The organism is Roseomonas sp. TF40 (assembly GCF_057219975.1).
Window position 1 is genome coordinate 1,129,605 of sequence record NZ_JBXVVR010000001.1, and the last position, 22,358, is coordinate 1,151,962.

Consider the following 22,358-nt stretch of genomic DNA (forward strand, 5'->3'; position numbering starts at 1 on the left):
TCACTTGCCCTCCAGCCGCACGCGGGGGTCGAGGACCGAATACATCAGGTCCACGATCAGGTTGATGAGGATGAACATCAGCACGATGATCATCAGGTAGGCGACGATCACCGGCCGGTCGAGCACGTTGATGCTGTCGATGATCAGCTTGCCCATGCCCGGCCAGGCGAAGATCGATTCCGTCACCACGCTGAACGCGATGGTGGAACCGAACTCCAGCCCCGTGACGGTGACGACCGGGATCAGGATGTTCTTGAAGACATGCACGAAGGTGACGCGGAAGGAGCTGAGGCCCTTGGCGCGTGCGAACTTCACGTAGTCCATCAGCATCGTCTCCCGCACCCCTGCGCGCGTCAGGCGGATGACGAGGCTGATCTTGAACAGCGCGAGGTTGAGCGCGGGCATCACGAGATGCGCCAGCCCATCGGCGGTGAGGAAGGACCAGCGCGTGCCAAGCACCTCCACCGTCTCGCCCCGCCCGGTCGAGGGCAGCCAGCCGAGCTGCACGGCGAAGACCATGATCAGCATCAGCCCGACCCAGAAGGTCGGCAGCGAGAAGCCGAGGATGGAGCCCGCCATGATGCCCTTGCTGACCGGGCTGTTCGGGTTGAGCCCGGCATAGAGACCCAGCGGCAGGCCGATGATGATCGCCCCCACCGTCGCCGCCAGCGCGAGTTCCAGCGTGGCCGGCATGCGTTGCAGGATCAGCGTCAGCGCGGGTTCGTTGAAGACGAAGCTGCGCCCGAGGTCGCCCTGCACCGCCTTCATCAGGAAGATGCCGTATTGCTGCCAGAGCGGCAGGTCGAGCCCGAGCGCACGGATGGCGCGCTCCCGCTCCATCTGGTCCGCATCGGGGCTGATCAGGATCTCGACCGGATCGCCGATGGCGAAGACGCCGATGAACACGATGACCGACATCGCGAGCATGACGCCCAGCGCCTGGATCAGCCTTCGCAGCAGGTAGACCGACATGCGCGCGGCCTAGCGGGCGGGGGCGAGGCGGACATCCTGCGCGCGCGTCAGCTCATCCACGCGCGGCGTGTGGGTGAAGCCGCGGCGCATCGCCCAGATGTTGGTCTGGATGTGCAGCGGGATCACCGCCACATCCTCCGCCGCCATGCGCTGCGCATCGATCAGCATCTTCTCGCGCGCCGCATTGTCGAGCTCGCCCAGCGACCGCTCGAGCAGCGCGTCGATCTGCGGGTTGGAGTAGCGGCCGCGGTTCGACGCCCCCCAGCCACGCTCGCGTGAGACGGTGCCGATGATGTTGCGCAGCGGATGGCTGCCATCGGGGTTCGAGCCCCAGCCGATCAGATGCGCGGAGTATTCGCCGCGGCCCGCGCGACCCACGAAGGTGGCCCAGGTCTGGGCCTCCACCGCCGTGCGCACGCCGATGCGCGTCCACATCTGGCCGATCGCCTGGGCGATGCGCGCATCGTTGATGTAGCGGTCATTGGGGCTGTTGAGCTGGATGCGGAAGCCGTTCGGGTAGCCGGCCTCGGCCAGCAGTCGGCGCGCGCCCTCGGGGTCGAAGCGCGGCGCGGTGACGTCCGGCACATGGCTGAAGGTGCCGGGCGGCAGGAACTGGCCGGCCGGCGTGGCCGCGCCATCCATGATGCGGCTGGTGATCGCCTCGCGGTCGATGGCCATGGAGAGCGCGCGGCGCACGCGCACATCCTGCAGCGGGTTGCGCCCCAGCGGGCGGCCTTCATTGTCGGTGATGTGCGGGCTGTTCTCGTTCGCCGCGCGCTGGTGATCGAGCCCGAGGAAGATCAGCCGCAGGCCGACCGTCTCGCTCAGCGTCAGGCGCGGATCGTTACGCAGCCGCGCAAGGTCGGTGGTCGGCACCTGGTCGATGAAGTCGAGGTCGCCGGCGAGCAGCCCCGCGGTGCGCGCGGCATCGTTGGTGATCATGCGGTAGCTGACGCGCTGGAAGGCCGGCGCCTGGCCCCAGTAATGCGGGTTGCGCTCGAACTCGATGCGGTCGCCCGAGCGATGCGCGGTGACGCGATAGGGGCCCGTGCCGATCGCCAGCGCGCCGGAATTGAAGCCCTCCGTCGTCGCATTCGCATGCGTCTCGGAATCGATGATCCGCACATTCGTCATGTCGAGCGGCATCAGCGGATAGGGGGCCGCGGTGTGGAAACGGATGGTCAGCGGATCGACGATCTCCATGCGCACGATCGGGCGCGCATAGGCGGCGAAGGAGGAGGGCGCGTTGGGCACGTTGGGCAGGCGCTGGATGGTCGCAACCACGTCATCCGCCGTGAAGGCGTTGCCGTTGTGGAAGCGCACATTCGGCCGCAGCTTGAACTCCCAGGTGGTGGGGCCGATGGCCGACCAGGACAGCGCAAGGCCGGGGATGTTGCGCGCGGCGGCGTCGGTCTCGACCAGCTTGTCGAAGATGATGTCGCTGACCGCGTTGTTGGGCGAGAGCTGATGGAAATGCGGATCGAGCGACGTGACCGGCGAGCCCACCGCCATGGTCAGGTTCTGCGCGATCGCGCCCTGCGGGGCCCCTGCCGCAATGGCCGCTATGGCGGCCGTGACGGCCACCCGGATGCTGTTGCGCATCACCTGTCTCCCTGGTTCTGGACCTGCCCGAAGCAACATCCGTAGCAGCCCGGCCCGACGGAGGCTAGGTTTACCCGCGAGAGTGCACCCGACGGGAGAGACGACCACGATGACCCCCCTTACCCAGGCCCGCCTTGGCGTCGCCGCCCTGGCGCTGATGGCCGGCCCCGCGCTGGGCCAGAACCTGACCATCGGCATCGGCGGATCGCCCACCTCGCTCGACCCGCATTTCTACAACGCCTCGCCCAATATCAGCCTGACCATGCATCTGTTCGACCGGCTGGTGGAGCAGGACGCGCAGGCGCGCATCCAGCCCGCCCTGGCGGAGAGCTGGCGGGCGGTTTCCGACACCATGTGGGAGTTCAAGCTGCGCGCCGGGGTGAAGTGGCATGATGGGCGCGACTTCACCGCCGACGATGTCGCCTTCACCATCGAGCGCGCGCCCAACGTGCCCAACAGCCCGGGCGGCTTCGGCGGCTTCGTGCGCGCCATCCAGCGGGTCGAGATCGTGGACCCGCTCACCATCCGCTTCCACACGGCCGCGCCGCACCCGCTGCTGCCGACCGAGCTGGCCTCGATCCAGATCATCTCCCGCCATGCCGGCACCGGCGCGGCGACGGAGGACTACAATTCGGGGCGCGCGGCCATCGGCACCGGGCCCTATCGCCTCGTCAGCTACCGCCCCGGCGACCGCACCGAATTCGTGCGCAACGACGCCTATTGGAAGGGGGCGGAACCCTGGGCGCGCGTCTCCTACCGCTTCATCGCCAACGACCCTTCCCGCACCGCGGCGCTGCTGGCGGGGGATGTGGATGTGATCGACCAGGTGCCTTCGACGGACCTCGCCCGGCTGCGCGCCAATCCGCGGATCAGCCTCTCGGAGATCCAGGGGCTGCGGCTGATCTACATGGTCCCGGATTATTCGCGGACCGAGAACCCGGTCTTCGTCACCGACAATGACGGCCGCCCCCTGCCCCGCAACCCCTTCCAGGATGCGCGGGTGCGCCGCGCGCTCTCCGTCGCCATCGACCGCGAGGCGCTGGCCGAGCGCGTGATGGAGGGCACGGCGCGGCCGAACGGCCAGTGGCTGCCGCCCGGCTCCTACTCGCACAACCCGGCGGTGGCCGTGCCGCGCCCGGACCCCGAGGGCGCGCGGCGCCTGCTGGCCGAGGCAGGCTTCCCCAACGGCTTCCGCATGACGCTGACCACGCCCAATGACCGCTACCCCAACGATGCCCGCACCGCCCAGGCGGTGGCGCAGATGTGGACGCGCATCGGCGTGCGCACGGCGGTGGAGGCACTGCCCTGGGCAAGCTACTCCACCCGCGCCGCGCGGCAGGAATTCAACATGCGCCTCGTCGGCTGGGGCAGCGTGACGGGCGAGGCCAGCTACATGCTGGTCAACATCTTCGGCACCTTCGATCGCGAACGCCGGATCGGCGCCTCCAACTCCTCGCGCTATTCCAACCCGCGGCTCGATGCGCTGACGGCGCGCGCCACCGCCACGCTCGATGACGCGGCGCGCGAACGCCTGCTGCAGGAGGCGGTGGCGATGGTGGATGCCGAGACGGCGATGATCCCGCTCTTCCAGCTCGTGAACTTCTGGGCCACGCGTCGGGGCGTGACCTATGAGCCGCGGATGGATGAGCGCACCGTGGCGATGGGCGCCCGCCCCGCCAACTGAGGCGACGCGAAACGCGTTGCGCGGCCCCCCGGTTCTTTGCTTCCCTTTGGCGGAACGAAGGCCGGGGGCCCCGCATGACCATGATCCGCGCCGCGCTGCTGGGCGCGTTTGTCTCGCTCGCCGGCGCGCCCGCGCTCGGTCAGTCGCTGACCATCGCGACCGGCGGGGCGGCGACCTCGCTCGACCCGCATTTCTTCAACGCCTCGCCCAATACGGCGCTGACGCAGCACATCTTCGACCGGCTGGTGGACCGCGACGCGCAGAGCCGCATCCGGCCCAACCTCGCCGAAAGCTGGCGGCTGGTCAGCGACACGGTGTGGGAGTTCAAGCTGCGCCCGGGCGTGACCTGGCATGATGGCCGGCCCTTCACCGCCGACGACGTGGTCTTCACCTATCAGCGCGCGCCCAACGTGCCCAACAGCCCGGGCGGCTTCGGCACGGCGCTGCGCAGCATCAAGTCGGTGCAGGCGGTGGATGCGCTGACGCTGCGCATCGAGACACACTACCCCAACCCCGTGCTGCTGCCCGAGATCGGCGGCGTGCATGTGATCTCCCGCCATGTCGGGGCCACCGCCACGACCGATGACTACAATGCGGGTCGCGCGGCCATCGGCACCGGCCCCTACCGGCTGGTCGCGCATCGCCAGGGCGACCGCACGGATTTCGTGCGCAACGACAGCTTCTGGGGTGAGCGCGAGCCCTGGGCGCGCGTCGCCGTGCGCTTCATCGCCACCGACCCCAGCCGCACCGCCGCGCTGCTGGCCGGCGATGTGGACATGATCGACCAGGTCTCACCCAACGACCTGCCGCGCCTGTCCCGCGACCCGCGCGTGGCGATCAGCCAGGTGGGCTCGCTGCGCATGGTGCATATCGGGCCCGACTGGTCGCGCCCGGGGCCGCTGCCGCATGTCACTGACAATCAGGGCCAGCCCCTGCCGGTGAACCCTTTCCGCGATGTGCGCGTGCGTCGCGCGCTGAACATCGCCATCAACCGCGACGCGCTGGTGGAGCGCGCGATGGATGGCATCGGCGCGCCCACCGGCCAATGGCTGCCGGCGGGCACCTATTCGCACGACCCGCAGACCCCGCCCCCGCCCTATGACCCCGAGGGCGCACGGCGCCTGCTGGCCGAGGCCGGCTACCCGCAGGGCTTCCGCATGGTGCTGCACACCATGAATGACCGCTTCCCCAATGATGCGCGCCTGGCGCAGGCGGTGGCGCAGATGTGGAGCCGGGTGGGCGTGCAGACGGCGGTGGAGGCCCTGCCCTGGACCACCTATTCCGCCCGCGCCGCGCGGCAGGAATTCTCGATGAGCATGGGCAGCTGGGGCAGCACCACCGGCGAGGGCCTCTCCTACCTCACCAGCGTGCTCGCGACCTTCGACCGCGAGCGCCGCACGGGTTCCGCCAACCAGCGCCGCTACAGCGCCCCCGCGCTGGATGCGATCCTGGCCCGCGCCAGCGAGACGATGGACGATGCGGCGCGCGAGCGCGCGATCTGGGAGGCGGTGCGCTTCTACGCCGCCGAGGTGCCGAACTTCCCCATCATGCATCTGGGCAATGTCTGGGCGCTGAAGCGCGGCCTGGTGCATGAGCCGCGTCGTGACGAACGCACCATGGCGATGGGCGTGCGGCCGGCGCGCTGAGCCGCTACTCCTCGCTGGCCTCGGCCACGGGCAGGATCGCGGTTTCCTTGGGGCTGGCGAGTGCGAGGATGGTCTCGGTGCGCTCCACGCCGGGCTGGCCGCGCACCTCGTCGGAGACGAAGCTCTCGAGTGCGGCCACGTCGGGCAGGCGCAGCTTCAGCAGGTAGCACCAGGCGCCGGTGACGGTGTGGCACTCCAGCACCGCCTCCTGCTTGCGCATCGTCTTGAGGAAGGCGGCGTCGTCACGCCCCGGGCGCATCGCGACGAAGACGAAGGCGAGCAAGGGGCAGCCCGCCGCCACGGGGTCGAGATCCACCCGCCAGCCGCGGATGACGCCGCGTTCCTCCAGCCGCTTGACGCGCTCGGCCGTGGCGGAGACGGAGAGCCCGGCCGCCTTGGAGAGCTCCGCGAGGCCCGCCGCGCCGTTCTCCTGCAGGGCGATGACCAGGTTGCGATCGATTTCATCCATGGCGGCAAGGGTAGCGCGCTATTCGCCAAAAAAGAAACGGGCCACCTTGCGGCGGCCCGTTTTTTTTCCGGTCGAGGGCGATGCTTCTGCCCTCAGATGTAATGCTCGGCCAGCGGGCGGAAGCCGTTGAAGGCCTGCGCGGCATAGGTGGTGACATAGGCGCCGGTCGAGATCAGCTGCACCCGGTCCCCGGCATCGAGCGCCAGCGGCAGGCGGTAGTTGGACTTCTCATAGAGCGTGTCCGTGCTGTCGCAGGTCGGCCCGGCGATGGTCACGGGGCCCTCGGCCTCGCCATCATGGGGGGTGCGGAAGGCGTAGCGGATGGCCTCGCCCTCGGTCTCGGCCAGGCCACCGAAGCGGCCGATGTCGAGATAGACCCAGCGCACGGGGTCCTCATCACCCTTGCGGGAGACGAGCACGACCTCGCTGTCCACCACCCCGGCATCGCCGACGAGGAAGCGGCCGGGCTCGACGAGCATCTCGGGCAGGGCGTTGCCGAAATGCTCGGTCATCGCGCCCATGATGGCGGCGCCGAAATCGTCGATCTCCGGCACCTCGGCGCGGTAGCGCACCGGGTAGCCACCGCCGAGATTGACCATGCGCAGGTTGATCCCCGCCGCCTGGAGGTCGGTGAAGATCATCGCCACGCGCGCGATCGCGGCCTCATAGGCGCCGGTCTGGGTCTGCTGGCTGCCGACATGGAAGGAGATGCCGTAGGGATCCATGCCCCAGGCGGCGGCCTTCTTCATCAGCTCGACCGCCATCGCGGCCTCGCAGCCGAACTTGCGGCTGAGCGGCCACTCGGCGCCCTTGTTCTCGACCAGGATGCGGCAATAGACCTTCGCCCCCGGCGCGGAGCGGGCGAGCTTCTGCAGCTCGGGCTCGCTGTCGAAGGCGAACATGCGCACGCCGGCGGCGTAGGCGGCCTTGATGGCGCTCTCCTTCTTCACCGTATTGCCGAAGGAGATCTGCTCGGGCCGCGCGCCGGCCTCCAGGCAGAGCTGGATCTCTTCCCAGGAAGCGGCATCGAAGGAGGAGCCGAGGCCGGTCAGGCGCGCCAGGATCGGCGCGGCCGGGTTGGCCTTCACCGCATAATAGACGCGCGCGAGCGGCAGGGCGGCGAGGAGGCGGCGGTAATTCTGCTCGACCCGGTCCACATCCAGGACGAGGCACGGCGTGGCCGGCGCGTGGTCGCGCAGATAGGCTGCGATCTTCGGGTTCATCGCCCCAACTCCCCAGCAAGCGGCGGAGGTCGCCCATCTCAGGCAACGCCCCAGTTAACGAAACGGTCGAACGAACCAGCGACCACGAAAGTGCCGGCCGGCTTGCGCCGCCCGGGGTTGCCAGAACGCTTGACGTCGTTGCGTAAACCTTGCGCCGCGGTGACCTCGGCCAACGCCTGACTGGGCGGGGAGGTTCCGTGGGCCTGGGGCCAGAGGCACGTGCGTACTGCGTCTGCCGGCGATATAGGCCGGTCCAGTTTCGGGGAAAAGCGGTTTCTGGCCCCTCGGGCCGTTTTTTTTCTTGAGGCCCGGTGAATGGCCGGAAACCCGGCCTGTAGACCCCGGGGGGAGGCCGGGAAGGCTCCGGCAAACCTTCACCGGGCCCGGCGAATCGACCGGATCGCGCCGGCCGACCCCTTGTTCCGCCTAGCTTTGCGCGATGAGCCCGCCCATCGGACTCGACGCATCGGCCCGGTCATTGCGCGGCATCCGCCCCGCCAGGAAGGCGTCGCGCCCCGCCTCCACCGCCGCCTTCATGGCGCGGGCCATGCGCACCGGGTCCTTGGCGTGGGCGATGGCGGAGTTCAGCAGCACCGCATCGCAGCCGAGTTCCATGGCCAGGGCGGCGTCGCTCGCCGTGCCGATTCCCGCATCCACCAGCACCGGCACGCGGGCCTGCGCCTTGATCACGCGGATCATGAAGGGGTTCGCCACCCCGAGCCCCGAGCCGATCGGCGCGCCGAGCGGCATGATGGCGACACAGCCCATCTCCTCCAGCCGCTTGGCCGCCACGGGGTCGTCGGCGCAATAGACCATCACCTCGAAGCCATCCGCGATCAGCGCGGCCGCGGCCTCGAAGGTCGCGGCCATGTCGGGGTAGAGGAAGGGCGGCGGGCCCAGCACCTCGAGCTTCACGAGGTTCCACCCCCCCGCCTCGCGCGCCAGGCGCAGCGTGCGGACCGCCTCCTGCGCCGTGAAGCAGCCGGCGGTATTGGGCAGGTAGGTGTAGCGGCTGGGAGGGACGAAATCCTGCAGCATGGGTGCGGAGGCGTCGGAGAGGTTCACCCGGCGCACCGCCACCGTCACCATCTCCGCCCCGCTGGCCTCGATGGCGCGTGCCGTCTCCGCCAGGTCCTTGTAGCGGCCGGTGCCCACGACGAGGCGCGAGCGGAAATGCCGCCCGGCGACGCTCCAGCCCTCATCGGCCGGCAGGGGTAGTCCGTCCATGGTCAGCCACCTCCGATGAAGTGCACGATCTCGAGCCGGTCGCCCGGCGCGAGGCGCGTGCTGGCCCAGGCCGAGCGGGGCACGATTTCCAGGTTCCGCTCCACCGCCACCTTGGGCGCGGCGAGGCCGATGAGGCCGAGCAGCTCCGCCACCGAGGCCCCTGCCGGCACCTGGCGGGCCTCGCCATTCACCTCGATCGTGATCTGCGGGGATATCTGCGTGCTCATGCGCCGGAACATGGCGGCGCGGCCGGGCCGCGGCAAGCCGGGGCGCTGCCGTCTTGCGGCGCGCCATGGCAACGTGTTAGCGCAGCCCGCTTTCCTCGACAGGGTCGTCGCCCGTGAACCCCCCGCTGATCGCCGTGCTGAACGGCCCCAATCTGAACCTGCTCGGCACCCGCCAGCCGGAGGTCTATGGCGCCGCCACCCTCGACGATGTCGAGGCGCTCTGCGCCGAGGCGGCCGAGGCGCTGGGCCTCGCCATCGATTTCCGCCAGACCAATGGCGAGGGCGAGCTGATCACCTGGGTGCAGGAATGCCGCGGCCGGGCTTCTGGCATCATCATCAACCCGGCCGGCTACAGCCACACCTCCATCGCGCTGATGGATGCGCTGAAGGCCGTGGACCTGCCGGTCGTCGAGGTCCACATCTCGAACATCCACCGCCGGGAGGAATTCCGGCATCTCAGCTATGTCTCCAAGGTGGCCACGGGCGTCATCGCGGGGCTGGGCGTTCAAGGCTATGCGCTCGCGCTGCGGGCCATGGCCGAGATCGTCGCACAGGAAGGAGAGCCCTGAATGTCGGGCGTTGCATTCGACCCCGCCGCGATCCGCGAGCTGGCCCAGATCCTGCGGGACACCGACCTGACGGAGATCGAGCTGGTCGAGAAGGATGCGCGCATCCGCGTCGCCCGGCAGGTGACGGTGCAGGCGGTGCAGGCCACCGTCGCCGCCGCCCCGGCTGCTGCCATGCCCGCCGCCCCCCCTGCCCCGGTCGCGGCGATCGAGGCGATCTCCGACGCCGCGCATCCGGGCGCCGTCACCTCGCCCATGGTGGGCGTGGCCTATCTCTCGCCCGAGCCGGGGGCCGCGCCCTTCGTCAGCCTGGGCGCGCGCGTGGCGCAGGGCCAGACCCTGATGCTGATCGAGGCGATGAAGACCTTCAACCAGATCCGCGCCCCCAAGGCGGGCGTGGTGGCGCGCATCCTCGTCGAACCCGGCTCGCCCGTCGAATACGGCGAAGCCCTGATGATCATCGAGTGATGATCCGCTGATGTTCCGCAAAGTCCTGATCGCGAACCGCGGCGAGATCGCGCTGCGCGTGCATCGCGCCTGCCAGGAAATGGGCATCCAGACCGTGGCGGTGCATTCCACGGCCGACAACACGGCCATGCATGTGCGCCTCGCGGATGAGAGCGTGTGCATCGGCCCCGCCCCGGCCCGCGAAAGCTACCTCAACATGGCGGCCATCATTTCCGCCGCCGCGATCACCGGGGCCGAGGCCATCCACCCCGGCTACGGCTTCCTCTCCGAGAACGCGAATTTCGCGGAGATGGTGGAAGCTCACGGCCTGGCCTTCATCGGCCCCTCGCCCGCGCATATCCGCATGATGGGCGACAAGATCGCCGCCAAGGACGCGATGCGCCGGCTCGGCGTGCCGCTCGTGCCCGGCTCGCTCGGCGCGCTCGAGAGCTTCGAGGAAGCCCGCGCCGTGGCCGAGCAGGTGATGTATCCCGTGCTGATCAAGGCCGCCGCCGGCGGCGGCGGGCGCGGCATGAAGGTCGCGCGCTCGGCCGATGAGCTGGAAGAGGCCTATCGCGTCGCGCGCACGGAATCCAAGGCCGCCTTCGGCGACGACAGCGTCTATCTCGAGAAGTATCTCGACCGCCCGCGGCACATCGAGATGCAGGTGCTGGCCGACAACCACGGCGAGGTCGTGCATTTCGGCGAGCGCGACTGCTCGCTGCAGCGCCGCCACCAGAAGCTGGTGGAAGAGGCCGGCAGCCCCGTGCTCTCGGCCGCCGAGCGCGATGCGCTGGGCGCGCAGGTGACCAAGGCCCTGAAGGGGCTGGGCTACCGCAATGCCGGCACGCTGGAATTCCTCTGGCAGGACGGGCAGTTCGCCTTCATCGAGATGAACACCCGCCTGCAGGTGGAACACCCCGTCACCGAGATGGTCTGCAACGTCGACCTGGTGAAGGAGCAGGTGCGCATCGCCGCCGGCGAGCACCTGGGCTACACGCAGGACCAGATCCGCTTCTCCGGCCACGCCATCGAGTGCCGCATCACCGCCGAGGATCCCGAGACCTTCGCCCCCAGCCCCGGCCGGGTGGACATGTACCATGCCCCCGGCGGCCTGGGCGTGCGCGTCGATAGCGCGCTCTATTCCGGCTACACCGTGCCGCCGCACTATGACAGCCTGGTCGCCAAGCTGGTGGTGCATGGCCAGACCCGGCCGGAGGCGATCGCGCGCCTCAAGCGCGCCCTGGCCGAGATGGTGGTCAGCGGCATCAAGACCACGCTGCCGCTGCACCAGCGCATCGTCGCCGATCCGGAATTCCAGGCGGGCGACTACACCATCCATTGGTTGGAACGTTTCGTCCACGGCACGCAGGGCTGACATCGGCGCGCGAGATCCCTCGCCGCGCGCCGGATTCCGGCGCATAGTGGCGCGGTGAGCCGTCGCCAGTTCGAGATCACGCCCGAACTCATGCTGCGCGCCTATCGGGCGGGGCTGTTCCCCATGGCTGAGAGCCGCCGTGGCGATCGGCTCTATTGGCTCGACCCTGAGCAGCGGGGCGTGCTGCCGCTGGAGGGCTTCCACCTCTCGCGCCGGCTGCGCCGCACCGCGCTGTCGGATGCCTTCACCGTCACCGCCAATCGTGACTTCGCCGCCGTCATCGCGGCCTGTGCCGAGCCGGCGGCGGGGCGCGGCGACACCTGGATCAACCCGGAGATCGAGCGGCTCTTCGCCACGCTGCACGGCATGGGCCACGCCCATTCGCTGGAGGTCTGGCAGGCCGGCCCGGGGGCCGGGCCGCGGCTGGTCGGCGGGCTCTATGGCGTGGCGCTGGGCGGCGCCTTCTTCGGGGAGAGCATGTTCAGCCGCGTGCGCGATGCCTCGAAGGTCGCGCTGGTGCATCTGGTGGCCCGGCTGCGCCTGTGTGGCTTCACCCTGCTCGACGCGCAGTTCCAGACCAGCCACCTGGCGCAGTTCGGCTGCCAGGAGATCCCGCGCCTCACCTACAAGCGCCTTCTGTCGGCCGCGGTGGAGGAACCGGCGCGCTGGGCGGATGAGGTGGATGCCGCGGCACTTGCCGCCGAGATCCGCGCGCTGCGCGGCGGTTGAACCGCCGCCCGGCGCCCCGCCTCAGCCGGGCAGCAGCGCCACAAGCGCGTCGATCACCGCCGCGCCATAGGCGCCGTTCATGTGTCCGACATCGTTCTTCGCGTGCTGCGCCTCGAACCCCGCGACTAGGCGAACCGAGCCGATGGCGTAGTCGCGCCGCGTGAACAGATGCCCGCTGCGCGTGGCCGGCGGCTGGGGCAGGAAGGCAAGACCCGGCGCGGCCAGCGCCTGCACCGCTTCGGCCATGCTCTGGTCGAGCGCCGCGTCATCGCCCTCCCGCACCGCGGCCTGCCAGAGCGGCGCATCCATCTCGCCCTCCGCGGCCTGAAGGATATCCTCGCTCGGCAGGGGCTGGGGCACGATCACGCGCCGCGCGACACCCGCCTGCGCGAGGTGCCCGGCAAGCCACATCGCGGTGGAACGGGCGAGCATCGTGGCGCAGACCTGCCGGAAGGTGTCCTCGCCCACCAGCGTGACCTCGCCCTCGAGGAAGTTGTGCGCATCCGACCGGTAGTCGCGATAGACGCGGCGGATCAGGGTGGCCATCGAGAAGCCGAGGCCGACCGTCACCACCGCATCATAGCCCGCGAGCCGGACGCTTTCCTGGCCGCCCGAGGTCATGGCGAAGGCGGCGCGCACCTCGTCGGTCTGGGGCAGGATCTCGCCATCCTGGAACGTCACGCTGGCCAGACCGTTCTTGGGCGCGCCGAAGAAGTCGCAGTGCAGGCCGGGATAGGCGGCGGCGCGCTGCGTCCAGCCGAGCTTCACCGCGGCGAGGTGCGAATTGCCCAGGATGCAAAGACGCTTCATCGGGCGAAGGCGTCCAGCAGCGCTTCCTCGCACACCACGTCGTCGCCTTCCCCGCCATCGGGCGCGGCGCCCTCCGGCCGGGCGGCCGCGGCGCCGGCGGTGCCATGCTCGGCGAAGAAGTGCCGCATCACATGCGCCACGCCGCCATTGTTCACCGAGCGCAGGTTGGGTTCGTAGAAGAAGGCCCGCGTGGGCGGGGCGGCGATGATCTCATAGGAGGGGAAGTAGTCGATATCCGCGTGGCGCTGCGCCAGTTCGCCGGCCACGGCGCGCAGCACGGATTTCGAGTGGGTGGTGGCGACCAGCACATGGTCCTCGGTGGCGGTGGCGGTCAGGGGCACGGGCGAGACGGTGAGCAGGAAGCGGATAGCCGGGTTGATGCCGCGCAGGATGTCGCGGAAGGCCAGGAAATCCTCCATCACCTCGCCGAAGCTGAGGTTGTGGAACACGGTGCGCGCCGGGTCGTGGCTGCCGGCGATGGTGCCGGGCGCGGTGGGGTAGCAGGTGCCGCTCTCGCGATCGAGCCAGGTCTCGGTCAGGCCGAGGGTGAAGATGAAGAGATTGGCGGCCTGCATCACCTCCAGCACCTTCGCCAGGTGCTGCTTGCGCTGCAGGGCGACATGCGCCGCACTGCGCAGGCCCTTGGGCTCCACCGAGGGGCGCAGCGCGTCGTAGAAGCGCCCCTCCTTCTCCCACACGGCATCGGCGGGGCTGAACTGGCCCAGCGCCTCGCGCGCCAGCTGGATAAGCTGGCGCGTGGTGTAGATGTTGCCGTAGCGCGCCGAATAGAGGCCATAGCCATGCGCCTGCGCCTGCCCGGCCTCCAGCCCGGGGGGCGCGGGCTCTGCATCGATCACGCTGAAGCCGCGTGCGCGCAGATGGCGCGAGATGTGCTGTGCGAAGCAACTGCCGGCCGTGGCGATGCGATCGCCCGGCGCGATGTCGAACTTCTTGCGATACAGCCCCGCGATGTCGAAGGGGTGCTTCTGGGACACGCCGCTGCGCCAGTATCTGGAGTCGGGCAGGCCCTCATAGGGGGAGTTCATCGCCGGATTCCCTTGCAGGTCAGGGTGGAGGCCGAGGCGGGGCTCAGGAGGGCGCCCCGGGGCGGTCCCAGGGGCGGGCGGAGGGGCGGGCGGAAGGATGGGCGGCCGGATCGGCCAGGGCGGCGCGCGGATCGGCGCCGAAGCGGTTCGGCCCGTCCTCGCCCCGCCCGACATACCAGATGATCAGCAGGATCACGCCGACCAGCGGCACCAGCCCGATCAGCAGCCACCAGCCGCTGCGCCCGCCATCGTGCAGCCGCCGCGCCGAGACCGCGAGGCCCGGCAACAGAAGCCCCAGCGAGGCCACGGCGCTCAGCACGCCGGCCCCGCCCAGGAGCATGTTGTCCATGCCACTCGCCACGATCTGCACGAGCAGGTTGAAGAGCCAGAAATACCAGAATTCCGACCGCCGCGCCCGGCCGGCAAAGGTGGCGTAGCTGCCCAGGCATCTGCCGACCGCGTCCGTGAACCCCATCGCCGCCATCCCTCGTCCAAGGCCGCCCGCGCTACTGCGCCCGGCACTCCATGATGCGGATATCGTAGACCGGATGCTGCAGCATGTTCACGCCCGGCGCATTGGCGATCATCCAGCCGCGGAACACCGCCGCGCCATTGGCCGGCGCGCGGCTGTCCGTGATCTCCAGCCAGGCCGAGGCATCGGGCACCTCATCCGGCGGGCGGGAGAAGCAGGCGCGCACGGTGATGGTCAGGCTGCCGAAGCGCTCGGGCTGGTTGAGCGTGGCGCGCAGCGTCGTGACGCGCGCCGTCACCTTGTCCAGCGCCTGCAACTCGGCGATCCGCTGGGGCCGCCAATCCTGCGCCTGCACCGTGGCGGGCAGGACCAGCAGCAGGGCCGCGAGCAGCGCCCTCATGCGCGCTTCGGGCTCGGCAGGGCGGCGATGAGCTCGACCAGCAGCCGGCGCATCGCGGCCTCGTCCACCCCCATCAGCACCGCATCCTCGAAGGTATCGCGCAGCACCTGGGCGGCTTCGCGGTGGTTCTCGGCCAGCATCTTCAGCTTCTCGCGGCAGGCGATCGGCGCGCCATCCGCGCCCGGCCAGGCGGCCGGGGGGTCGAGCGCGCTCATCGGGGCGCAGGTGGGGCAGGCGTCGCGGCACCCTCGGCCGCGGGACGGCTCGACTGGCCCTCGGTCATGGAGAAGATGAAGCGGCCCAGCAGGCTCTCGAGGCTGATGGCGGATTGCGTGATCGTGATCTCGCCCCCCTCGGTCAGCAGACGATCCGCCCCACCGGGCACAAGGGAGACGAACTTGCCGCCCAGCAGCCCTTCGCTCGCGATCTCGGCGGAGGTATCGGCGGGCAGGCGCAGGCTGCCATCCACGCGCAGCGTCAGCACGGCGAGGAAGCTCTGCGGGTCGATCCGCTGGCCGACCACGCTGCCCACCTTCACCCCCGCGATGCGGACATCGGCGCCGGGGGCGAGGCCATCGATCCGGTCGAACTTCGCCTGCAGCGTCAAGGCGGGGCCGGAGATGGTGGAACGGCCGCTATTGGTCACCGCATAGGCCAGGAAGGCGCCGGCGATCAGCAGCACCACCGCGCCGGCCAAGACCTCGACGATCGAGCGTCCCTTCATCGGCGCGTCAGCTACCCGGGGTCCAGGCCTCGTAGTCGCCCGCCGTGCTGCGCCGGCGACCGCCCGCATAATCATGCCCGGCGGGGCGCCAAGCCTGCGGTGTGCCGGTGGGGTTGGGGCGGTGCTCGATCATCCAGGGGTGGCGCTTCGCCTCGGGCAGGGGGGCGGGGGCGGTATGGTGCAGCCAGCCATGCCACTCGGGCGGCACCTTGGTGGGGTCCGGGGCGCCGGCGAAGATCACGGTGCGGCGCTTGCGCCCATAGCCCAGGAAATCGGCGCGCGATTCGAAATAGGCATTGCCGAAGCGATCGGTACCGACCTGGCGGCCGGACAGGGCGGCGAAAAAACGGCTGAACACCGACATCGGGCTGTCCCAAGCTGACCCGCCGAGGCTGGCGGGCCGCCACCATGCCACAGCCCCTGCCGCAGCGCAAAAACCCTCCACCGGCCTCACGGCAGCCCCGAGTCTTATCCACAGGATGTTGGGGGTGCCGACCGATTCACCTACCAGATACGGCTTCCACCCGACGCCCCTCCCGCCTAAGCTGCTGGCATGACGAGCATCGCCGGCACGCTTTGGGACGGAATGGCCTTGTGGCGGATGCGCGCCCCACCCGAGCCCGATTCCCCGCCGCGCGCCGTCGCGCTGCCTGAGGCCTTCGACGAAGAGGCCGCCGAGGCGCTCGCCGCCCTCGCCCCCGGCCAGGGTCCGGTCGCCTTTCCGCGGCTCGTCGAGAGCTGGCTGCAGCCGCTCGCGCTGCGTGGGCGCAGCCTGGGCATCCTGGCCGATGCCGCGGCGCAGGACCGGTTCACCGCCGGCATCCGCGCCGCCCTGCTCGCCCGCCGCGCCGCGCCGAATGCCGCGATCTGGCGCCAGGACGCGAAGGCGACGCCGCGCTTCGTGCTCAACCTGCCCGCCTTCCTCGATGCCGAGGGCGATTTCGACCTCGCCGGCTACACCGCCACCGTGGCGCTGGGCGTGCAGCTGCTGGACATCGCCACCGGCGCCAAGGCGCCCCGGCTGTCGCTGGGCTTCGCCGACCTCGCCGGGCTGATCGCCGGGCTGGGCCTTGCCTATGACAGCCCCGAGGCCCGCGCGCTGGGTGCGGGCATCGCCGCGCTGACCCGGGGCGCGGCCGAGGCCGAGAGCGGGCGCCTCGCGGAACGGCTGGGCGCGCGCGAGCCCGTGGCGCTGCTCGCCCCCGCGCCGCCGGGCGCCACCCCCCTGCCCGGCCTCGCCGCCGCCGCCCGCGCCGCGCTGGACGCCGCGGCCGCGGCGCCCGGGCTGCGCCACCGCGCCATCCTCGCCCTGAGCCCGCCCGACGCGGCGGAGAAGCTGCTGGGGGCCGAAAGCGGCGGCCTGGCCCCCGCCCCGGGCCCGACCCGCTTCGCCCTGGACCGCGAGGGCTGGGTGGCCGAGGTGCCGTCCCGCGCCGCGCTGCGCCTGGGCCGCGTGGCGGCGGAAATGCTGCTCGCCCCGGTGCCGGACAGCGCCTGGCTCGCCATGGCGCAGGCGGTGAGCCCCTATCTGCACGTCGCCCCGCCCCTGCCGGCCGCCACCGCCGCCCCCGCGCGCCCCGCTGCGCCGCCGCCACCGCGCGTCACCGCCCTCACGCCCCGTCCGGGCGGGATGGTCGCGCGCGCCGTCGTGGGCGGGCACAAGGTGGTGCTGCGCACCACCGAGGATGAGGCCGGGCGCCTCGTCGAGGTGACCGTGCAACTGACCAAGGAGGGCGCGGCCTATCGCTCGCTGATGGAGGCGATGCTGCAGGCCGTCTCGATCGGCCTCGCGAAGGACGTGCCGCTCGAGAGCTACGTCGAGGCCTACGCCTATACCCGCTTCGGCCCGGCCGGGACGGTGGAGGGCGACCCCGCGATCCGCCGCGCGACCAGCGTGCTCGACTGGGTGTTCCGCCGCCTCGCGCGCGATTATCTCGGCCGGCGGGATCTGGCCGATCCGCGGCCGGAAGAGGCGATGGAGGACAGCGCCGCCCATGCCGCCGGCCCGGCCACGGCACCGCTTCTGCCCTTCGACCTGCCCGAACAGCCCGCCCCGCGCCCCAAGCGGCGGCAATTGCGCCTGGTCGGGTAGCAGCCGGGCGCGTTTCGCCGCAGGCTGACGCCCAGCGCAAGGAGACCCCGCATGCCCGGACACATCGACGCGAAGCTCGCGGAGCTTGGCATCACCCTTCCCACCCCGGCGACGCCGCTGGCCAACTACATCGGCTACAATCAGGTCGGGAACCTGGTCATCGTCTCGGGCCAGATCCCGCTGGTGGAGGGCAAGGTCGCGATCACCGGCAAGCTCGGCGCGGGAGTGAGCGTGGAGCAGGGCCAGCAGGCGGCGCGGATCTGCTTCATCAACCTGCTCGCCCAGGTGAAGCTCGCCTGCGGCGGGGATCTCGACCGGGTGAAGCGCGTGGTGCGGCTTGGCGGCTTCGTCGCCTGCACGCCCGACTTCACGCAGCAGCCCGCGGTGATCAATGGCGCTTCGGACCTCGCCGTGGCCGTGTTCGGCGAGAAGGGCAAGCATGCCCGCGCCGCCGTCGGCTGCCCCTCTTTGCCCGCCGATTCGGCCGTCGAGGTCGAGGGGATGTTCGAAATCGGCTGAGAGGCCATCTGGCGGCCATGCCGGATGACACGCCTGAACTCGCCCTGAGCCTGCACGCTTCCATCGCGGCCATTCCCGCGCCGGAATGGGATGCCTGCGCGGGCGATGCCAATCCCTTCGTCAGCCATGCCTTCCTGCTCGCCCTGGAGGAGAGCGGGAGCATCGGGCAGCGCAGCGGCTGGCTCGCGCAGCATGCCGCGCTGCGCGATGGCGCGGGCCGGCTCATCGCCTGCGCGCCCTGCTATGCGAAGCTGCATTCCTATGGCGAATACGTCTTCGACCATGCCTGGGCAGACGCGCTGGAACGCGCCGGCGGGCAGTATTATCCGAAGCTGCAGGTCGCAGCGCCCTTCAGCCCCGTCCCCGGGCCACGGCTGTTGGTGCGGCCCGATGCGGGCATCGGCGCGGCCGCGCTTGCGCAGGGCCTCGTGCAGGCCTGCCGGCAGCTCGACATGTCCTCGGTCCACGTCACCTTCTGCGAGGCCGCGGAATGGGAGGCGCTGGGCGAGGCCGGCTGGCTGCAGCGGCTCGGCACGCAGTTCCATTGGCGTAACGAGGGCTATGGCTGCTTCGAGGATTTCCTCGCCGCGCTCTCCTCCCGCAAGCGCAAGCAGATCCGGCGCGAAAGGCGCGACGCCGAGGCTTCTGGCTATGTCCTGAAGACGCTGCGGGGCGCCGAGATCACGCCCGCGCACTGGGAGGCCTTCCACCGCTTCTACCTCTCCACCACCGACAAGAAATGGGGCCGCAGCGCCTATCTCAAGAAGGCCTTCTGGCCGCTGCTCGGCGAGCGGCTGGGCGACAAGGTCGTGCTGATGGTGGCGGAGCGCGATGGGGTACCGGTGGCGGGCGCGCTCAACCTGCTCGGCCGCGATGCGCTCTATGGGCGCAACTGGGGCTGCGTGGTGGATGCGCCCTTCCTGCATTTCGAGCTCTGCTACTACCGCGCCATCGATTTCGCCATCGAACACAAGCTGCCGCGCGTCGAGGCCGGCGCGCAGGGCGAGCACAAGATCCAGCGCGGCTACCTGCCGGTGCCGACCTACTCCGCGCACTGGATCGCCCATCCCGGCCTGCGCCAGGCGGTGGGCGATTTCCTCGCGCGCGAACGCCCGGCGATGCTGCGCGAGATGGAGGCGTTGGCCGGGCTTTCGCCCTTCCGGCACGATGCCACGCCATGAGCGGCGCGTGCTGACCGCCTATGGCCAATTGGCGCTCTGCATGGCGCTGGTCGGGGTCAATGTCGCGGTGGCGAAGCTCCTGGCGGAGAGCCTGCCCATCGCCCTGATCGCGGGCTTGCGCTGCGCGCTGGCGGTGGTGCTGCTGTGGCCCCTGGCGCGCGCGATGGAAGGGCGCGTGCGGGTTTCGCGCGGCATGAAGCTGAATCTGGCGCTTCAGGCCGTCTTCGGCACGGTCATCTACAATGCCGGGCTGCTCGCCGGGCTGCGCCTGACCACGGCTCTGGAGGCCGGGTTGATCCTCGCCACGCTGCCGGCGGTGGTGGCGGCGGGCAGCGCCATCTGGCTGAGAGAGCGCCTGGCGCCGCGGCAATGGCTGGCCGTGTTGCTCGCTGCGGTGGGCATGGGCGCGCTGACGCTGGCGCGTGTCTCCGCCGAGGGCGAGGGCAGCCCGCTCGGCAATCTTCTCGTCTTCGGCGGCGTGTGCGGGGAGGCGATGTATGTGTTGCTAGCGAAACGTATCGCCGGGCGCGTTCCGCTGGTGAGTGCGACCTTCTGGATGCAGCTCTTCTCCCTGCTGATGCTGCTGCCCTTCTGCCTGCCGGTGCTGGCGGGCGTGGCCGTTCTGGCCGACCCCCAGGTCTCGGGCCTGCTGGTGTTCCACTCGCTGACGGCAAGCGTGCTCTGCGTGCTGTTGTGGTATGCGGGGCTGAAGCGCGCGCCGGCAAGCATTGCCGGCGTGTTCACGGCCTTCCTGCCCGCGACGGCGGCGCTCTTCGCCATCCTGGTGCTCGGTGAGTCCGCAACGATCATCCACGCGGCGGGGTTTTTCCTGTTGATGGGCAGCCTGCTTCTGGCAACCTGGCCGGAACGCAGACGAAACAGGTAGGATTCGCGCATGAGGGCCTGGTTCGCCTGCTCGGGCGCCGAACTGCTGGCCTTGCGGGCGGATGACGTCGCGGCGCGGCTCGCCGCGCATCAGATGGCACGGCGCCTCTCGCCCGAACCGGCACAGCTCCACGCCTGGCAGCGCGGCATCGCCCTGCTGCAGCGCTGCGTGCGGGACGCGGGCGGTAGGGGCTGGACCATCGCGCTCGAATACGAGTTGCTGCGCCTGGAGAAGCGGATCGATGCCGTGCTGCTCACGGATCGCGCCATCCTGGTGCTGGAGTTCAAGGGTGCCGGCATCACCAATGCCGATCGCGCGCAGGTCGAGGATTACGGGCAGGATCTGTTCGATTTCCACGCCGCGAGCCGCGGCCATCCGATCCAGCCGATCCTGGTCGGCGGCACCACCGCGCCCGCCTTCCAGATGCCCCTGCTGCTGCCCGCCGTGCTGCCTGTCGCGCACGCAACGCCCGAGACGCTGCCCGGCCTGATCGCCGCACTCCAGGCTGCCTTGCCGGTGCCGCGCACGCCGCTCGATGGCGCGGCGTGGTGCGCCGCGCCCTACCGCCCCGTGCCGAGCATCATCGAGGCCGCAGCCACGCTCTATGCGCGCAACTCCGTGGCGGAGATCGCAGCCGCGCGCGCCGACACCACCAACCTCACCCGCACCACCATGGCCATCGAGCGCGCGCTGGAGAGCGCGAAGGCCGCCGGGCAGCGCGTGGTCGTCTTCGTCACCGGCATCCCCGGCGCGGGCAAGACGCTGTGCGGGCTCAATGTGGTGTTCGGCGCGCAGCGGCGGCTGGGCAGCGCCTTCCTCACCGGCAATGCGCCGCTGGTGGCCGTGCTACGGGAAGCGCTGGCCTGCAACCGCGCCGGCATCGACCTCGCCGGCGGACCGAGCGCCGATCCCGAGCGCCGCCGCCTCGCGCCCCGTCTCCGCCAGGCGCGGCACGAGACGGCGCAGGCGCTGCAGAACGTGCATCGCTTCCTGGCCGACAACGCCAACCGCACCGCGCCACCCGCCGAGCGCGTGATCATCTTCGATGAGGCCCAGCGCGCCTGGGATGCGCAGCAGGCGATGCGCGACACACAGCGCCGCGTCAGCACGCTGCGCATGAGCGAACCCGCCCATGCGCTGGAGATCATGGCGCGCCATGAAGGCTTCGCCGGCATCGTCGCGCTGATCGGCAATGGGCAGGAGATCAACACCGGCGAGGCCGGTCTGCGCGAATGGGGCGCGGTGATCGAAGCCCATCCCGGCTGGCGCGCCGTCGCACCCGCGCGGGCGCTTGGCGCGGCGGATCGCGCGCAGCGGCTGGCGGATTCACCGCCCGCCTGGCTCACCCTCGATGAGGATCTCGACCTCACTGTCTCCCTGCGCAGCGTGCGCGATGAACGCGCGGCGCGCTGGGTGGATGCCGTGCTGCGCGATGCCCGGGCCGAGGCGCGCGCCCTGGCCGAGGAAGGTCCCCTTCCCTTCCTGCTCACCCGTTCGCTGGATACCGCGCGCAGGACGCTGCGCCGCCTGACACCGGGGCTGCGCCGCGCCGGCTTCGTCCGCTCCTCCGGCGCCAGGCGCCTGCGCGCGGAAGGCTTCGAGGCGCAGCTCATCGGCACGGAAGAGCCCGTGGCCTGGTTCCTGGAACGCTGGCCCGACATCCGCGCCTCCGACGCGCTGGAAGTCGCCGCGACCGAATATGCCTGCCAGGGGCTCGAGCTCGATACCGTCGGCCTGGCCTGGGACCTCGATTTCCGCCGCGGCGCCGGCGCCTGGTCGGCACGGCGCTTCGCGGGCAATGCCTGGCATCGCGAGGTGAAGGAGCATGATTTCGTGCGCAACACCTACCGCGTCCTGCTGACCCGCGCGCGCTACGAAACCGTGATCTGGGTGCCGCGCGGCAGCCCGCCGGACGATCCCTTCCACGACCGCACGCGGAACTCGGAAGAATACGACGCCATCGCCACCTTCCTGCTCGCCTGCGGCGCGCAGCCCTTGGACGAAGCGCCACCCGTCACCCCACACGACAAGCCAGCGGGCGCCCTGCTATAGCCTTGG

Annotated in this window: 25 protein-coding genes; 11 read left to right on the plus strand and 14 right to left on the minus strand. The window is 70.6% G+C overall.

What is annotated here, in order from left to right; all coding sequences use genetic code 11:
* On the minus strand, positions 1-972 hold the full coding sequence (locus AC2D9U_RS04875) for an ABC transporter permease (protein WP_484746963.1): 972 nt from the start codon (positions 970-972) through the stop codon (positions 1-3).
* Between the two features lie 9 nt (positions 973-981).
* The gene (locus AC2D9U_RS04880) at positions 982-2,574 is read right to left on the minus strand and encodes an ABC transporter substrate-binding protein (protein WP_484746964.1); all 1,593 of its coding nucleotides are present in this window, start codon (positions 2,572-2,574) and stop codon (positions 982-984) included.
* Positions 2,575-2,683: 109 nt separating this feature from the next.
* On the opposite strand from AC2D9U_RS04880, the gene AC2D9U_RS04885 reads away from it, so the two are divergent.
* Together AC2D9U_RS04885 and AC2D9U_RS04890 are read left to right on the plus strand one after the other, a co-directional pair.
* Entirely contained in the window at positions 2,684-4,258 is a 1,575-nt protein-coding gene (locus AC2D9U_RS04885; RefSeq protein ID WP_484746965.1) for an ABC transporter substrate-binding protein, read from the plus strand.
* A gap of 74 nt (positions 4,259-4,332) precedes the next feature.
* On the plus strand, positions 4,333-5,904 hold the full coding sequence (locus AC2D9U_RS04890) for an ABC transporter substrate-binding protein (protein WP_484746967.1): 1,572 nt from the start codon (positions 4,333-4,335) through the stop codon (positions 5,902-5,904).
* 4 nt (positions 5,905-5,908) lie between these two features.
* Here AC2D9U_RS04890 and AC2D9U_RS04895 read toward each other — a convergent pair whose 3' ends face one another.
* The 5 genes from AC2D9U_RS04895 to thiS form a co-directional block, all read right to left on the minus strand.
* A complete protein-coding gene (locus AC2D9U_RS04895; protein WP_484746968.1) occupies positions 5,909-6,373 on the minus strand; it encodes an Lrp/AsnC family transcriptional regulator in 465 nt (154 codons plus the stop codon).
* A 92-nt stretch (positions 6,374-6,465) separates the two neighbouring features.
* Positions 6,466-7,596 (minus strand): type III PLP-dependent enzyme, encoded by a 1,131-nt coding sequence (locus tag AC2D9U_RS04900; RefSeq protein ID WP_484746969.1) that lies wholly within the window; start codon positions 7,594-7,596, stop codon positions 6,466-6,468.
* Positions 7,597-7,634: 38 nt separating this feature from the next.
* The gene (locus AC2D9U_RS04905; protein WP_484746971.1) at positions 7,635-7,769 is read right to left on the minus strand and encodes a hypothetical protein; all 135 of its coding nucleotides are present in this window, start codon (positions 7,767-7,769) and stop codon (positions 7,635-7,637) included.
* Between the two features lie 253 nt (positions 7,770-8,022).
* Entirely contained in the window at positions 8,023-8,823 is an 801-nt protein-coding gene (locus tag AC2D9U_RS04910) for a thiazole synthase (RefSeq protein ID WP_484746973.1), read from the minus strand.
* Between the two features lie 2 nt (positions 8,824-8,825).
* A complete protein-coding gene (gene thiS / locus AC2D9U_RS04915) occupies positions 8,826-9,050 on the minus strand; it encodes a sulfur carrier protein ThiS (protein ID WP_484746974.1) in 225 nt (74 codons plus the stop codon).
* A gap of 113 nt (positions 9,051-9,163) precedes the next feature.
* On the opposite strand from thiS, the gene aroQ reads away from it, so the two are divergent.
* The 4 genes from aroQ (at position 9,164) to aat (ending at position 12,170) form a co-directional block, all read left to right on the plus strand.
* Entirely contained in the window at positions 9,164-9,619 is a 456-nt protein-coding gene (gene aroQ / locus AC2D9U_RS04920) for a type II 3-dehydroquinate dehydratase (protein WP_484746976.1), read from the plus strand.
* On the plus strand, positions 9,620-10,084 hold the full coding sequence (gene accB, locus AC2D9U_RS04925) for an acetyl-CoA carboxylase biotin carboxyl carrier protein (RefSeq protein WP_484746978.1): 465 nt from the start codon (positions 9,620-9,622) through the stop codon (positions 10,082-10,084).
* Positions 10,085-10,094: 10 nt separating this feature from the next.
* Entirely contained in the window at positions 10,095-11,441 is a 1,347-nt protein-coding gene (accC, locus tag AC2D9U_RS04930; protein ID WP_484746979.1) for an acetyl-CoA carboxylase biotin carboxylase subunit, read from the plus strand.
* Positions 11,442-11,531: 90 nt separating this feature from the next.
* On the plus strand, positions 11,532-12,170 hold the full coding sequence (aat, locus tag AC2D9U_RS04935) for a leucyl/phenylalanyl-tRNA--protein transferase (RefSeq protein WP_484747333.1): 639 nt from the start codon (positions 11,532-11,534) through the stop codon (positions 12,168-12,170).
* A 21-nt stretch (positions 12,171-12,191) separates the two neighbouring features.
* On the opposite strand, the gene AC2D9U_RS04940 is transcribed toward aat, so the two are convergent.
* The 7 genes from AC2D9U_RS04940 to AC2D9U_RS04970 are packed head-to-tail and all read right to left on the minus strand — an operon-like array spanning position 12,192 to position 15,986.
* Complete coding sequence (locus AC2D9U_RS04940; protein ID WP_484746981.1) at positions 12,192-12,980, minus strand: hypothetical protein; 789 nt, start codon at positions 12,978-12,980, stop codon at positions 12,192-12,194.
* On the minus strand, positions 12,977-14,026 hold the full coding sequence (locus AC2D9U_RS04945) for a GSCFA domain-containing protein (protein ID WP_484746982.1): 1,050 nt from the start codon (positions 14,024-14,026) through the stop codon (positions 12,977-12,979). The genes AC2D9U_RS04940 and AC2D9U_RS04945 overlap by 4 nt, the downstream gene beginning before the upstream one ends.
* Positions 14,027-14,069: 43 nt before the next feature.
* Positions 14,070-14,501, minus strand: a complete 432-nt coding sequence (locus tag AC2D9U_RS04950) for a DUF805 domain-containing protein (RefSeq protein WP_484746984.1) — start codon at positions 14,499-14,501, stop codon at positions 14,070-14,072.
* Between the two features lie 31 nt (positions 14,502-14,532).
* Positions 14,533-14,898, minus strand: a complete 366-nt coding sequence (locus AC2D9U_RS04955) for a DUF2155 domain-containing protein (RefSeq protein WP_484746985.1) — start codon at positions 14,896-14,898, stop codon at positions 14,533-14,535.
* Positions 14,895-15,113, minus strand: coding sequence for a hypothetical protein (locus tag AC2D9U_RS04960; protein ID WP_484746986.1), 219 nt, complete (start codon positions 15,111-15,113; stop codon positions 14,895-14,897). Before AC2D9U_RS04960 ends, AC2D9U_RS04955 begins: the two co-directional genes overlap by 4 nt.
* Positions 15,110-15,622, minus strand: a complete 513-nt coding sequence (gene mlaD, locus AC2D9U_RS04965; RefSeq protein ID WP_484746988.1) for an outer membrane lipid asymmetry maintenance protein MlaD — start codon at positions 15,620-15,622, stop codon at positions 15,110-15,112. Before mlaD ends, AC2D9U_RS04960 begins: the two co-directional genes overlap by 4 nt.
* Before the next feature lie 7 nt (positions 15,623-15,629).
* Positions 15,630-15,986, minus strand: a complete 357-nt coding sequence (locus AC2D9U_RS04970; protein WP_484746990.1) for an NADH-ubiquinone oxidoreductase subunit NDUFA12 family protein — start codon at positions 15,984-15,986, stop codon at positions 15,630-15,632.
* A gap of 189 nt (positions 15,987-16,175) precedes the next feature.
* Between AC2D9U_RS04970 and AC2D9U_RS04975 the strand changes: the two genes are divergently transcribed.
* The 5 genes from AC2D9U_RS04975 to AC2D9U_RS04995 are packed head-to-tail and all read left to right on the plus strand — an operon-like array spanning position 16,176 to position 22,352.
* Positions 16,176-17,714, plus strand: coding sequence for a TSCPD domain-containing protein (locus AC2D9U_RS04975; RefSeq protein WP_484746991.1), 1,539 nt, complete (start codon positions 16,176-16,178; stop codon positions 17,712-17,714).
* 51 nt (positions 17,715-17,765) lie between these two features.
* Positions 17,766-18,233, plus strand: a complete 468-nt coding sequence (locus tag AC2D9U_RS04980) for a RidA family protein (RefSeq protein ID WP_484746993.1) — start codon at positions 17,766-17,768, stop codon at positions 18,231-18,233.
* Between the two features lie 17 nt (positions 18,234-18,250).
* On the plus strand, positions 18,251-19,414 hold the full coding sequence (locus AC2D9U_RS04985; protein WP_484746994.1) for a GNAT family N-acetyltransferase: 1,164 nt from the start codon (positions 18,251-18,253) through the stop codon (positions 19,412-19,414).
* Positions 19,401-20,300 carry a DMT family transporter gene (locus tag AC2D9U_RS04990; RefSeq protein ID WP_484746996.1) on the plus strand — a complete coding sequence of 300 codons (900 nt, stop codon included), beginning with the start codon at positions 19,401-19,403 and terminating at the stop codon, positions 20,298-20,300. The genes AC2D9U_RS04985 and AC2D9U_RS04990 overlap by 14 nt, the downstream gene beginning before the upstream one ends.
* Positions 20,301-20,309: 9 nt before the next feature.
* Positions 20,310-22,352: a DNA/RNA helicase domain-containing protein gene (locus tag AC2D9U_RS04995; RefSeq protein WP_484746998.1), complete on the plus strand. Its 2,043-nt coding sequence runs from the start codon at positions 20,310-20,312 to the stop codon at positions 22,350-22,352.
* The last annotated feature ends 6 nt before the right edge of the window (positions 22,353-22,358 follow it).

What these genes read in the sequence shown, in the direction of transcription:
- AC2D9U_RS04875 (WP_484746963.1), bottom strand. Translation starts at nt 972, where the DNA reads ATGTCGGTCTACCTGCTGCGAAGGCTGATCCAGGCGCTGGGCGTCATG.
- AC2D9U_RS04880 (WP_484746964.1), bottom strand. Translation starts at nt 2,574, where the DNA reads ATGCGCAACAGCATCCGGGTGGCCGTCACGGCCGCCATAGCGGCCATT.
- AC2D9U_RS04885 (WP_484746965.1), top strand. Translation starts at nt 2,684, where the DNA reads ATGACCCCCCTTACCCAGGCCCGCCTTGGCGTCGCCGCCCTGGCGCTG.
- AC2D9U_RS04890 (WP_484746967.1), top strand. Translation starts at nt 4,333, where the DNA reads ATGACCATGATCCGCGCCGCGCTGCTGGGCGCGTTTGTCTCGCTCGCC.
- AC2D9U_RS04895 (WP_484746968.1), bottom strand. Translation starts at nt 6,373, where the DNA reads ATGGATGAAATCGATCGCAACCTGGTCATCGCCCTGCAGGAGAACGGC.
- AC2D9U_RS04900 (WP_484746969.1), bottom strand. Translation starts at nt 7,596, where the DNA reads ATGAACCCGAAGATCGCAGCCTATCTGCGCGACCACGCGCCGGCCACG.
- AC2D9U_RS04910 (WP_484746973.1), bottom strand. Translation starts at nt 8,823, where the DNA reads ATGGACGGACTACCCCTGCCGGCCGATGAGGGCTGGAGCGTCGCCGGG.
- thiS (WP_484746974.1), bottom strand. Translation starts at nt 9,050, where the DNA reads ATGAGCACGCAGATATCCCCGCAGATCACGATCGAGGTGAATGGCGAG.
- accB (WP_484746978.1), top strand. Translation starts at nt 9,620, where the DNA reads ATGTCGGGCGTTGCATTCGACCCCGCCGCGATCCGCGAGCTGGCCCAG.
- accC (WP_484746979.1), top strand. Translation starts at nt 10,095, where the DNA reads ATGTTCCGCAAAGTCCTGATCGCGAACCGCGGCGAGATCGCGCTGCGC.
- aat (WP_484747333.1), top strand. Translation starts at nt 11,532, where the DNA reads ATGCTGCGCGCCTATCGGGCGGGGCTGTTCCCCATGGCTGAGAGCCGC.
- AC2D9U_RS04940 (WP_484746981.1), bottom strand. Translation starts at nt 12,980, where the DNA reads ATGAAGCGTCTTTGCATCCTGGGCAATTCGCACCTCGCCGCGGTGAAG.
- AC2D9U_RS04945 (WP_484746982.1), bottom strand. Translation starts at nt 14,026, where the DNA reads ATGAACTCCCCCTATGAGGGCCTGCCCGACTCCAGATACTGGCGCAGC.
- AC2D9U_RS04950 (WP_484746984.1), bottom strand. Translation starts at nt 14,501, where the DNA reads ATGGGGTTCACGGACGCGGTCGGCAGATGCCTGGGCAGCTACGCCACC.
- AC2D9U_RS04955 (WP_484746985.1), bottom strand. Translation starts at nt 14,898, where the DNA reads ATGAGGGCGCTGCTCGCGGCCCTGCTGCTGGTCCTGCCCGCCACGGTG.
- AC2D9U_RS04960 (WP_484746986.1), bottom strand. Translation starts at nt 15,113, where the DNA reads ATGAGCGCGCTCGACCCCCCGGCCGCCTGGCCGGGCGCGGATGGCGCG.
- mlaD (WP_484746988.1), bottom strand. Translation starts at nt 15,622, where the DNA reads ATGAAGGGACGCTCGATCGTCGAGGTCTTGGCCGGCGCGGTGGTGCTG.
- AC2D9U_RS04970 (WP_484746990.1), bottom strand. Translation starts at nt 15,986, where the DNA reads ATGTCGGTGTTCAGCCGTTTTTTCGCCGCCCTGTCCGGCCGCCAGGTC.
- AC2D9U_RS04975 (WP_484746991.1), top strand. Translation starts at nt 16,176, where the DNA reads ATGACGAGCATCGCCGGCACGCTTTGGGACGGAATGGCCTTGTGGCGG.
- AC2D9U_RS04980 (WP_484746993.1), top strand. Translation starts at nt 17,766, where the DNA reads ATGCCCGGACACATCGACGCGAAGCTCGCGGAGCTTGGCATCACCCTT.
- AC2D9U_RS04985 (WP_484746994.1), top strand. Translation starts at nt 18,251, where the DNA reads ATGCCGGATGACACGCCTGAACTCGCCCTGAGCCTGCACGCTTCCATC.
- AC2D9U_RS04990 (WP_484746996.1), top strand. Translation starts at nt 19,401, where the DNA reads ATGCCACGCCATGAGCGGCGCGTGCTGACCGCCTATGGCCAATTGGCG.
- AC2D9U_RS04995 (WP_484746998.1), top strand. Translation starts at nt 20,310, where the DNA reads ATGAGGGCCTGGTTCGCCTGCTCGGGCGCCGAACTGCTGGCCTTGCGG.